The sequence below is a fragment of the Microcystis sp. 49638_E5 genome (assembly GCF_021300285.1).
In the GTDB taxonomy this organism is placed as follows: Bacteria; Cyanobacteriota; Cyanobacteriia; order Cyanobacteriales; family Microcystaceae; genus Microcystis; species Microcystis aeruginosa_C.
Genome location: NZ_JAJTDH010000093.1, coordinates 1 through 10773 on the forward strand (window position 1 = coordinate 1; position 10773 = coordinate 10773).

Genomic DNA, 10773 nt, shown 5'->3' on the forward strand with positions numbered 1-10773 from the left:
TTTTCTTAGCATAATCTGATAGTTTCATGTGAACTGCAATGTAAACTTGCACTAACCATATTAGCAGTTGTTTGCAGTCATTTGCATATACTTTTTACAAAACTTTACAATACCTTACTCGAAAAACCCTGCGCTACTATTAGAACTAGAGGCGATCATTTTGAGAGCGACTGAGCCACCCTATAATGTTCAAATTCCTATGGAGTCCTAACCCATGCAAGCGAAACTTTCAGAGCAAATCTCGTCCACTGATGCAGAAATTATTTTAAGACGCTTACCAGAATGGATTCAGGATGCTTTGATTGCTCGCGCTACTGAAATTGATTATCCCGTTGAAGCGATTCTTGAGATGGCGATCGCCAGTTTTTTAGACACAGAAGCATTAAGTTTTGCCGACTGTAAGCCAGGGCGAGGTCAATAAGTGGGATGGCTACCGCTGTAGGGTGCGTTCTCTAATGCAGGATTTTGAGAACGCACCCTGCTTATTGATTGAAGTCGTTAGACCGCTTCAATTTTAGGGTAATAGTTGCTAAGGTCCGCTAACTTCACCGTTAAACCCACCTAGGGAAAGGTTTGTGATCGCTAAAAATTTCTTTCTTCTCCATAAAAACGATAAAATCTCTATTCTGGAAGCAGAAAGAGGCTTCAGGCAGATTTAAAGGCGCATTTAAGCGGTATAAATCGAATATTTACACTTTTTTCAGCTAATCAAGCCATTAATGGCTTGATTTATTTGCATCTAACCCAAACAGTATAATTTTTTCTTTGATGTATTGTAATTGTTTTTTATTTCGTATAGAATACAATTCTAGAAAAAATACCTAGCAATCTCCCATAAATAAACAAAGGAGCCGATGACATCGTGATCCCTGATCCTAGATCCCCAAAACCGAAAACCCTCTTACCTTTTATTTCTCTAGCTACGGCTGCCGTCGTCACAACGGGAATCGGACTAACTTTTAGTCCCCTATCGGCATCGAGTAAGCTGCTGGCAGCTGCGGATAAACAGCAAGCTAAACAACAAACCGTGGAAATCACCCTGGTTTCCTACGCGGTGACTCAATCGGCCTACTCAAAAATCATTCCTCTATTCGTCAACAAATGGAAAAGAGAGAAAAAACAGGATGTGGTGATTAAACAGAGTTATGGTGGCTCTGGTTCCCAAACCCGCGCTGTTATCGACGGATTAGATGCAGATGTGGTAAATTTGGCTATCGGTTCCGACGTGGAACGCTTGCAAAAAGCGGGTTTAGTTAACCCCGGTTGGCAGAAAGAACTCCCCAATAATGCCATCGCCACTCGTTCCGTGGTAGCCTTAGTTACTCGTCAGGGTAATCCGAAAGCAGTCCGCAACTGGCCAGATCTAGCCAAATCGGGGATTAAAGTCATCACTGCCAACCCGAAAACCTCTGGGGTGGCCCGGTGGAATTTTCTGGCCCTGTGGGGATCGGTAACTCGGAATGGAGGCAACGAACAACAAGCGACCAATTTCGTCCGCAATGTCTATAAAAACGTGCCTGTATTACCCAAAGATGCCCGGGAAGCCAGCGATGTCTTCTTTAAACAAGATCAGGGGGATGTGCTGCTTAACTACGAAAACGAGGTGATTCTGGCCCGTCAAAAAGGAGAAACCGGTTTTTCCTATACTATTCCTCCGGTCAATGTTTCGATCGATCCACCGGTGGCCGTAGTGGATAAAATAGTTGATAAACGCAAAACCCGGGAAGTAGCGACAGCTTTTGCCCAATTTCTCTTTACTCCGGAAGCGCAGCGGGAATTCGCCAAGGTGGGTTTCCGTCCCGTTAATGCTACTGTGGCTAAAGAGTTTAGTAAACAATATCCAAAAGTGTCGAATCTGTTCCCCTATACGGCGATCGGTAGCTGGGATGCGATCCAGAAAAAATTCTTCGCTGATGGGGCGATTTTTGACCAAATTCAGCGTTAATTAGTAGTGAGCCATCAGCTGTCAGCTAGATAGCAGAGATAGTTGATTGCTGATGGCAAAAAAAACAGGCTCTATTGGATTTGGTGGGTAAAATGTATTCTAAGATACATTCCTCCTAGAGAGGGGGTGGAACGAACCACAAAGACACAAAGGACACAAAGATCGATCAATCCTATGTAAGTAGTCTTGCAAAATAAATTTCCTAGTGAAGATAGGCAAGAGGCAAGAGGCAAAAGGCAAAAGCTTTATCGAAATGTGTAACTAATTTTGCTTAGGTACTTAAGTTAAACTTATCACACACAACCTAGAAGAGCCAAAAACAAAACTAATAGTTAGTAACTAAAAAAAAGATGTATCTACTGGACAAAATAAAAAACGGAACCTTGGTCTTGATTGGTTACTTATTATCGCCCCTGTGTTGGTGGAACGATCTAATTTTTAATCTGCCGATCGCCTACGGTTTCGGTCGTTTAATTGCTTGCTTACACGCCGATTTTTTTCTACCAGCGGCCATGGTTGGTTATTGGTTATCTAATCTGGTGGGAATTCTGCTAATGCAGTTCGGAACGAAAGAATTAATCGGTGGAGAGAAAGAAGAACGCAATTGGCAAAAAGAATTAAGAAATGGATTACTTTCCTCGACAGTTTACACTTTAGTTATTCTGGTCCTAATTCATTTTCAGGTATTAGAAATGCCCCTGTTATCCTCGATCGTCACTTTTTCCCCGTGATGCCCAAAACTTACTTAAACAATAGCTTATTTTTCTTAGCCATCTTGTTAACATCCCTAACTTTTACGGATTTAGCGATCGCTATTGACCGGCAGCCCCAAGGATTTGCGTGGGAAAAATCGCTGCTGCTATCTATTCATCAAACCGCTAATTTAAACCTAAACTTTTTGGCCATAAAACTAACGGGATTAGGCACTTATTGGGGAGTGGCTCCGATACTAACAATTTTACTGCTGATTTTTGCTATAAAAAAATACTGGTATGGGTTCGCTTATCTGCTTGTGACTATGGCCGGAGGTTGGGCAATTAGTTATAATCTCAAGATTTTTTTTCATCGAAATCGCCCGCAATTTTGGCAGTTATTTTATCCGTTACCCGATGATTTTGCCTTCCCTAGCGGTCATGCTTTATTTAGTTCCCTGTTAGTCATTTCTTTACTGATCCTATCTTGGAGAACGCGCTGGTTTTTCGGGGTAGTTTTACTGGGGATTCCGTTGGTTTTGGTTATTGCTTGGACTCGTCTTTATTTAGGAGTTCACTTTCCTAGTGATATCCTTGCCGCTTGGCTTTTAGCGATCGCTTGGTCCCTCCTAGTTCATATCTGGTGGCAACAGTTATTAAAGACACCCAAGGCGATCAACACCCAAGAGGAAATTAATAATTAGTTGACCGACTTGCTGGCAAAAAAAATATCACGCTATACCTAAATTTTTGGAGAAAGCTAATCAAAGCCCTATAGTAATTATCGTTTGATATTCGTCGCTGACACTGAATCATGAAACCAAAACTGCGTCAAGGGAAGGGTCTATCCCTGGGACGGTTTCACAGCCGTCCCCTTGCTTTTTTCACTTTAGTTCTTCTGTGCATTTTAACCTTTACCTTAGCCCCGTCATCGCCCCTGATGGCCACGTCTAAATCTGAGACTAAGATAGACTTTGTATCGCCGGCGTGGGTAGCACAAAATCTCAACGATCCGAAGTTAAAAATTCTCGATGTGCGGATTAATCCTTTAGAATATATCACCGGTCATTTACCAAAAGCGGTGAATATAGCCGACAATAATTTTCGCGGTCCAAACGGATTTTTACCAGTTCAATATTGGCAAGAGGATAAAATTGGCAGTCTCTTTGCCGCCGCGGGAATCACTAATGGCGATCGAGTGGTAGTATATTCCGATGGTCGCGATGTCTTGGGGGCAACCATGGTGGCCTATTTACTAGAGCGATCGGGTTTCCGAGATGTGGCCGTCTTAGATGGTGGGTTTAAGGGTTATAAGGGTTCCGAACAAAAGGTAACTAAAGAATTCCCTAAATATCAACCCGGGAGCTTTACTGTCCGTGATAATCCCTCGATTCGGGTGACTTTAGCAGAAGTAGAGAAATTGATCGGCAAACCCGATGTGGTTTTTATCGATCCTAGACCGGAAGAACTTTTTCAGGGGAAACAGGATATCTGGCTGAGAAATGGTCATATTCCGGGGGCGAAAAATATACCCTGGCCGACCTTTACGGAAGCGAATAATCCCGATGAATCCCTGAAAAATCCCCATAAATTGAAATCTTTAGACGAAATCAGGAAGATTCTTGCCCAACGCAACATCAAGCCCTCGGATAATATTATCGTCAGTTGCAGTACTGGACGGGAAGCGACTTTACAGTATATCGTCCTCAAACATCTGCTCGGTTATCCCAAGGTGCGAATTTATGAGGGTTCTTGGACAGAGTACAGTACCACAGATCTGCCCGTCGCTACCGGGCCAGAAAAAGCGGTCTAAAGTCAAGTTTGTCGGTTTATACTCGTTGTGTTTAACCATCTTGCCCAAGATGGTTTTTTTGTTAGGGTCGGTTCCCGAGGACGACTAAGTTAGGGTTTGCTGAATAAATCTAAAAATCTTGTTGGATAAGGTTTTTAGACTTTTTTTCTCTCAAAAATTGCCGACCATTGGAGTGATTGGGGGGAAAATTCAGGTCTTTTTCCCTGAAAATTAGGTAGTTGACCACCTGAAAATCGATAAAACCCCACACCCCACACCCCACACCCCACACCCTGCCACCACCGAAAAACTTTTTCAGCAAGCCCTAAGTTAGACGGACGCAAAAAAACCTCGGCGCTCATCCCGAGGTAAATTTAGGAGATTTGAGCTTATGTTGACGTGAAGTTGACGTAAATTAGCTAAGGGCGTTGATCACATAATCGATGTAGGAATTAGCTTCCACAGCAGCATCCCCACTTAATCCGTGATTGGTTTTGATGTATTTTAAGGCTTCGATATACCAGCTAGGAGATAGTTCAAAGGCACTATTAATTTCACTCAAACCGGCGACTAGATATTCATCGATCGGGCCCGTACCGCCTACCACGAGGGCATAGGTGATAATTCGGATATAGTAGCCGATATCGCGAACGCACTTGGATTTCCCCCGCTCATCGTAGGCATAGTTCGGCCCCTGGAGTTGGGTGGTGTAGGGAAATTTTTGATAGACAGCGTTGGCTGCTTCTTGGGCTAAACTGGGGGCCTTTTGGGCGAGGATTTTTACCCCTTCTAGGGTGATGGCGGCCTGACGGAAACGACCGAACGCCACTTGTAATTCAGCACTGCTGAGAAAACGGCCTTGGGAATCGGCAGTAGCCACCGCTTCGGTTAAAGGTGTCTTGGTCATCGATGGAATTGCTCCTACAAAAGTTTAATCGGATTTAGAGAAGAAAGTCACAGCATCAGGAAACTGCCGCCGCCGCTCGATCGAAGTAAGAAGCGACTTCTGCTAGTAAAGAACTGCAATCTCCGCGAGTGATCCCGTTGGGATCGGCCGCTAGGGCAAGGGAAGCGTCTTTGAGCTTGAGAATTCCGGCCGCAACAGAAGCTCCCGGAACTCCCAGGGCGACGTAGGTTTCCCGGAGACCGTTCAAGGCGCGATCATCGAGGATACTGGCATCGCCGGTGAAGGTGGCATAGGTAACGTAGCGCAGGATAATTTCCAAATCCCGCAAGCAGGCGGCGGCACGACGGTTTGTATAGGCGTTGCCACCGGGGGCAACTAAAACGGGCTGTTCTGAAAACAAACTACGCGCGGCATCGGTAACGATCGCAGAAGAATTACTGGAAAGACGATTGACCACATCGACCCGTTTATTACCATCTTTGACGAAGGCAATTAGGGCATTGACTTGATTCTCGCTCAGGTATTCCCCCCGGGTATCGGCCTGAGAAACGACTTTGGCAAAGGCATCTAACACCATAGTTTTCATCTCCTATAATGATGATTGGTTTCGGCAAAATATCGAGGTTGATTTCTCTGGCTTTTCTTTATTTTTTCCGATAAAGTATCTAGGAGTTTTTTTCTTGGGACTATACTATCGTCCTTGAAAAAAGTTTTACTCTCCCTTGGCCAGATTTTTTTGTATATCGAGGAACAATTCTTGTTAATTGAATTTAGCGTTGATAGGCGCTTCCAGACATACTTCGTTTTTGCCATGAATTATTTTATAGACCATATTTACACCTTTATTTATTAAAAATTGTTTCCTAAAAAAGCAGCAAAAAAATAATTTTTTAGGATAAATCTCAGAAAACTTTCTTAAATGTGTAACCCTATACTAAGAAAAAGTATCGCTCTTTTCATCTCTCTAATAATTCGTTTAAGTTGTTTAAAGAAATGTGCTTTTATATACTAATAATAGTTCACTAAATTAAGAGAAATTTCCCAAGACAACTTTGCCGATTGTGCTTCGATATACAAAAAAAGTGGCAAGGCAAAAAAATCGACAGGGATAATCCCCGCCGACGTTGTCAGAGGTGCCAACACCAGCATTTCGCAGTGTACTCCGACCTAAAAAGTATTGTAAAACATTTAAAATACATATATAATCAAAAATAGCCAACAAGTATAAAGCAAGTGGGATTATGCCGATCGCAAGAGACATCACCCAATTGGTAGGACGGACTCCCCTAGTCCAACTGAATCGAATCCCAGTGGCAGAGGGAGTAAAAGCCCGCATCGTCGTCAAACTGGAAAGTATGAACCCCGCCGCCTCGGTTAAGGATCGCATCGGGGTCAGTATGGTGGAGGACGCTGAAGCCGCCGGACTAATTCACCCCGATAAAACAATTCTGGTGGAACCCACTTCCGGCAATACCGGCATCGCCCTGGCCATGGTAGCCGCTGCCAAAGGCTATCGCTTAGTCCTGACTATGCCCGAAACCATGAGTTTAGAACGACGGGCGATGTTAAAAGCCTACGGGGCGCAATTAGAATTAACCCCGGGTAGCCAGGGCATGAAAGGAGCGATCGCCCGGGCCGAGGAAATAGTCGAAAACACCCCCAACGCCTATAGTTTGCAACAGTTCCGCAACCAGGCTAACCCGAAAATTCACCGAGAAACCACTGCCGAAGAAATCTGGACCGATACCGATGGTCTGGTAGATATCGTTATCGGTGGCGTGGGAACCGGGGGAACCATTACCGGTATTGCCGAAACCATTAAACCCCGTCGTCTCCAATTTCAAGCGATCGCAGTTGAACCCTCTAATAGTCCCGTCTTATCGGGAGGACCACCCGGGCCGCACAAAATCCAAGGCATCGGCGCCGGTTTTATCCCAGCCATTTTCCGACCGGAATTAATCGATGAGGTGATTATCGTCGATGATACGGACGCTTTCGCCTACGCGCGACGGTTAGCTCGTCAGGAGGGACTACTATCGGGCATTTCGGCTGGGGCCGCTTTATGGGCGGCAATTCAAGTGGGCAAAAGACCCGAAAACGAAGATAAATTAATCGTCATGATTCAGCCTAGTTTCGGGGAACGTTACCTCAGCACGGCCCTGTTTAAAGACCTCGAAGATATCGACTAATAGGACAATAAATCGATGGAATTTGCAACGAGGGCAATTCATGGGGGGCAAGAACCAGACTCTAGCCATGGGGCGGTAACGGTTCCCATTTATTCCACTTCCACCTATAACACCAGCTTTACTAGGATTATCGATCGGGATCGAGAATAGGAACGATTTAAAGCGGGATCTGGAAAGGGCTTTGATTGGTTAGGCGAAGTTTTTATCTCATTTGATGGGTTAAGCAATGTTTTTTGACTCGGAAGATTGGCAAACGATTATTTTTCGGCTCAGTATGGCTATGGCCGTCGGCTGTCTGATTGGTTATAACCGACAGCGAGGCGGTCGTCCGGCTGGATTGAGAACTTTTATCATCGTTAGTCTCGGAGCTGCCATGTTCGTGATGATTCCCCTACAAGCGGAAGGAGATGTGGGTTATGCGTCTTCTAATGCCCTCAGTCGCACTATTCAAGGGGTCGCTTCTGGTGTCGGTTTTTTAGGGGCGGGAATCATCCTACAACAATCCCATCGGGAACTAAATAAGGTACAAGTGAAAGGTTTGACTTCGGCGGCGACTATCTGGTTAGCGGCAGGATTAGGCGCGGCTTCTGGCTGCGGTTTATGGCAGATGGTTCTCGTGGGAACTTTTTTCACTCTCTCCACCCTCAGTGGCATTAAACGACTGAAGAAAAAACAACCTTTAGCCAAATATATTAAAGGTCGGAAGAAAATATCTCGGATCAATCAAGAAATAGACTCATCGGATAATTCAGCGTCTCATTAATAAAAAAAGCAATAAAAATTAATTTTTTTATTAAGAGAGCAAAAGCTTTTCTTTACTATTTTTTGGCTTGAAAAGCTTATGTTTTTGCTGGCAGTTTATCGATTAAAAAATATGATAAATTATTTATGAAATTTCTTTTAAATAAATAACAAATAAATATTTTATATGATAACATTTAGATCGAGTAAACACTTTTCTGAACAGGAGAAAATCCAACTATGATCAACCGAAATAAGAGCTTTCAAAGCCTCAAAAATCAAGTTTTCCGGCTGCTGATTTTCCTCTTAACTGTCACTTTGCTCCTCGGTGGAAGGGGAAATGCGATCGCCTTGCCGCTACTCCCCGAACCGTTGGCCGTCATTGACCGTGCAACAGCAACCGGTGGCACTGTGGTGGAACCAGTCAAGAAAAAAAATGAGGTTTCTAGCCCAAAAATTCTGGAAGATGCCCAAATTGCCTATGAAAAAGCCATCCAAGCGACAAAATCGGCTATCGATGACCTAAAGGCTCAACTAGCCGCTCCTTCTCTCGACAAGAAGATTATCGAAGCTCAACAGGATAACCTAGAGGACTTAGCGGACAATATTGACGATCTAGGGGAAAAAGTGAGTAAATTGACGAAAAAATTGACCAAATCCGGGGCTAAACTCAGTGAAACCCTGCAAAACAACCTTATTACCCTAGAAAATAGCCTTGTTAATACCTCCGAGACGATCGATATCTTAGCCGACGACACCGAACGACTCAAAGATAATGCTTCCCCTTTCCTGAAAACTCGCGTGGAAAAAACCATCGACGCGGTTAAACAGACTCTACAGGAAAGCGATCGAGCTTGGCAAGAACTGATCTCCTCGGCCACCACGGAACTGGAAAAGACTAGCACCCCGAAATAAATAGGGCTTGCAAGGGCATAAAATCGGTCTTTTTTGGGGTAATTATCGTTTTTACCCCAAAATCATCAAAAAAACCTTAACTCGTCTAAAAAGCCCTTTTATCGAGGGACTCGTGCTTTTGACTAGCTAAGTACCTAATCAAAATTAATTACCAATCATGACGCTTACCTATCAACCATCAACCCCCCATCGCTGGCACTTTGATAATCGGGCGATTTTGCCCCTTAGAAACCCTAATTTCTGGAAAATCGAGAGTGGAGTCGTGAAAACCTCCACCTGGTTAGAAGATGGAACCCTGATCGTCTTGGGATTGTGGGGACCTGGCAGTTTTGTTGGCAAAACCCTAGAGAGAGTCAATCCCTATCAAGTTGAGTGCATCACTCCTGTGCAAGCAGTTTCCTTTTCCGCAGTTGAGAGTTATCAAATGGCAGAAATTCTGCTGTCTCATCTTCAGCAAGCACAAGAACTAAGTATTATTCGTAGCTACAAACGTACTGATGTTATGGTCTTGAAATTACTGGCATGGTTAGGCAATCAATTTGGTAAACAAACCGGTACCGGACAATTAATTGATGTGCGTCTAACTCATCAGGATATCGCTGACTTATTAGGAACTACTAGAGTCACAATTACCCGGGCGCTTAATCATCTTGAACAACAGGGGGCCGTGGAACGTCTTCCTGTCCATCGTCTTCTTTTACGAGAGGAGGAAATCTGGCACTACGAGATTTAGAATGGGAAGGATTATCTCTTTTTTCAATCTATGAATTGGTTAGTAGCCCTTTTAATTACTAGCGTGACGAGTTTTGTAGCCACAAATCTTGATGATCTGATGGTGCTAATGTTGTTTTTCTCGCGACTTAATGCTAATTTTCGACCTCGACACCTGATTATCGGTCAATACCTCGGTTTTACCCTGATTCTCCTAGCTAGTTCCCTCGGTTTACTATTTGGGTTACTGGTTTCTAAAGAATGGATTGGTCTATTAGGATTTATCCCTCTAATTATCGGCATTAAACAACTTTTGTCAAGGGAAAATGAGGATTACATTCAAGAAGTAAGAGAAGATGTTAATTATTCTAAAAATCGCTCCTTTATTCCTCGTTTTCCCTCTCAAACCTATTACGTTGCCGCCGTGACTGTGGCTAATGGTGGTGATAATATTGGTATTTATACCTCTCTTTTTGCCAATAATTACCCGATGCACGTCTTAATTATCATGATAATTTTTTATCTCATGATGGGGATTTGGTGCGCCCTAGCTTATTTTTTGATTACCCATCCCAGGATAGCTAAAGTGGTTACAAACTACGGACATAAAATTAGTCCTTTTATCTATATTATTCTAGGAATTTATATCTTAATTGACAGCAAATCCTATCGTTTATTTTTAATGTCTTAACCAAGAATGCCTAAAAATTATCTTTCAGCTAAGTAGGTAGGTGTTAAAAGTTGTCAGACACCCCCCTTATCAAGGGAGCTATCCATTAGTCGGATCTTTCTTAACAAAAAGAGAAGAAACTTAAAAAAAGGGGAAACGATTGATAGGTATAGTTTTGAAAGAAGGAATTAAGGTGGAGGTAAGCAAAAAA

The 10773-nt window shown here is 43.4% G+C and carries 13 protein-coding genes; 11 read left to right on the forward strand and 2 right to left on the reverse strand.

Annotated elements, in window-relative coordinates; all coding sequences use genetic code 11:
- The first annotated feature begins 214 nt into the window (after positions 1-214).
- The 5 genes from LW728_RS19350 (at position 215) to LW728_RS19370 (ending at position 4450) form a co-directional block, all read left to right on the forward strand.
- The gene (locus LW728_RS19350) at positions 215-421 is read left to right on the forward strand and encodes a hypothetical protein (RefSeq protein WP_159253955.1); all 207 of its coding nucleotides are present in this window, start codon (positions 215-217) and stop codon (positions 419-421) included.
- Between the two features lie 441 nt (positions 422-862).
- The gene (locus LW728_RS19355; RefSeq protein WP_287767736.1) at positions 863-1945 is read left to right on the forward strand and encodes a sulfate ABC transporter substrate-binding protein; all 1083 of its coding nucleotides are present in this window, start codon (positions 863-865) and stop codon (positions 1943-1945) included.
- 350 nt (positions 1946-2295) lie between these two features.
- Complete coding sequence (locus LW728_RS19360) at positions 2296-2676, forward strand: DUF7980 family protein (RefSeq protein WP_287767738.1); 381 nt, start codon at positions 2296-2298, stop codon at positions 2674-2676.
- Positions 2673-3341, forward strand: a complete 669-nt coding sequence (locus LW728_RS19365) for a phosphatase PAP2 family protein (protein ID WP_287767740.1) — start codon at positions 2673-2675, stop codon at positions 3339-3341. Before LW728_RS19360 ends, LW728_RS19365 begins: the two co-directional genes overlap by 4 nt.
- A gap of 110 nt (positions 3342-3451) precedes the next feature.
- Complete coding sequence (locus LW728_RS19370; RefSeq protein WP_287665840.1) at positions 3452-4450, forward strand: sulfurtransferase; 999 nt, start codon at positions 3452-3454, stop codon at positions 4448-4450.
- A gap of 394 nt (positions 4451-4844) precedes the next feature.
- Here the strand turns inward: LW728_RS19370 and cpcA are convergent, their stop codons facing one another.
- A complete protein-coding gene (gene cpcA / locus LW728_RS19375; RefSeq protein WP_002803130.1) occupies positions 4845-5336 on the reverse strand; it encodes a C-phycocyanin subunit alpha in 492 nt (163 codons plus the stop codon).
- A 55-nt stretch (positions 5337-5391) separates the two neighbouring features.
- Entirely contained in the window at positions 5392-5910 is a 519-nt protein-coding gene (gene cpcB, locus LW728_RS19380) for a C-phycocyanin subunit beta (RefSeq protein WP_002733930.1), read from the reverse strand.
- Between the two features lie 667 nt (positions 5911-6577).
- Here cpcB and cysK point away from each other — a divergent pair.
- From cysK to LW728_RS19410, 6 genes are all read left to right on the forward strand, one after another.
- Positions 6578-7525, forward strand: coding sequence for a cysteine synthase A (gene cysK / locus LW728_RS19385; RefSeq protein ID WP_002803133.1), 948 nt, complete (start codon positions 6578-6580; stop codon positions 7523-7525).
- 15 nt (positions 7526-7540) lie between these two features.
- Positions 7541-7675 carry a PLP-dependent transferase gene (locus LW728_RS19390; protein WP_228051289.1) on the forward strand — a complete coding sequence of 45 codons (135 nt, stop codon included), beginning with the start codon at positions 7541-7543 and terminating at the stop codon, positions 7673-7675.
- 76 nt (positions 7676-7751) lie between these two features.
- On the forward strand, positions 7752-8288 hold the full coding sequence (locus tag LW728_RS19395) for an MgtC/SapB family protein (RefSeq protein WP_002793801.1): 537 nt from the start codon (positions 7752-7754) through the stop codon (positions 8286-8288).
- A gap of 218 nt (positions 8289-8506) precedes the next feature.
- Entirely contained in the window at positions 8507-9181 is a 675-nt protein-coding gene (locus tag LW728_RS19400) for a hypothetical protein (protein ID WP_287767743.1), read from the forward strand.
- Positions 9182-9338: 157 nt separating this feature from the next.
- Positions 9339-9914, forward strand: coding sequence for a Crp/Fnr family transcriptional regulator (locus LW728_RS19405; protein WP_287767746.1), 576 nt, complete (start codon positions 9339-9341; stop codon positions 9912-9914).
- A gap of 30 nt (positions 9915-9944) precedes the next feature.
- Positions 9945-10583 carry a cadmium resistance transporter gene (locus LW728_RS19410; protein WP_002803137.1) on the forward strand — a complete coding sequence of 213 codons (639 nt, stop codon included), beginning with the start codon at positions 9945-9947 and terminating at the stop codon, positions 10581-10583.
- Positions 10584-10773: the final 190 nt, after the last annotated feature.

What these genes read in the sequence shown, in the direction of transcription:
- LW728_RS19405 (WP_287767746.1), top strand. Translation starts at nt 9,339, where the DNA reads ATGACGCTTACCTATCAACCATCAACCCCCCATCGCTGGCACTTTGAT.
- LW728_RS19370 (WP_287665840.1), top strand. Translation starts at nt 3,452, where the DNA reads ATGAAACCAAAACTGCGTCAAGGGAAGGGTCTATCCCTGGGACGGTTT.
- LW728_RS19400 (WP_287767743.1), top strand. Translation starts at nt 8,507, where the DNA reads ATGATCAACCGAAATAAGAGCTTTCAAAGCCTCAAAAATCAAGTTTTC.
- LW728_RS19395 (WP_002793801.1), top strand. Translation starts at nt 7,752, where the DNA reads ATGTTTTTTGACTCGGAAGATTGGCAAACGATTATTTTTCGGCTCAGT.
- cpcA (WP_002803130.1), bottom strand. Translation starts at nt 5,336, where the DNA reads ATGACCAAGACACCTTTAACCGAAGCGGTGGCTACTGCCGATTCCCAA.
- LW728_RS19360 (WP_287767738.1), top strand. Translation starts at nt 2,296, where the DNA reads ATGTATCTACTGGACAAAATAAAAAACGGAACCTTGGTCTTGATTGGT.
- LW728_RS19410 (WP_002803137.1), top strand. Translation starts at nt 9,945, where the DNA reads ATGAATTGGTTAGTAGCCCTTTTAATTACTAGCGTGACGAGTTTTGTA.
- LW728_RS19350 (WP_159253955.1), top strand. Translation starts at nt 215, where the DNA reads ATGCAAGCGAAACTTTCAGAGCAAATCTCGTCCACTGATGCAGAAATT.
- cysK (WP_002803133.1), top strand. Translation starts at nt 6,578, where the DNA reads ATGCCGATCGCAAGAGACATCACCCAATTGGTAGGACGGACTCCCCTA.
- LW728_RS19390 (WP_228051289.1), top strand. Translation starts at nt 7,541, where the DNA reads ATGGAATTTGCAACGAGGGCAATTCATGGGGGGCAAGAACCAGACTCT.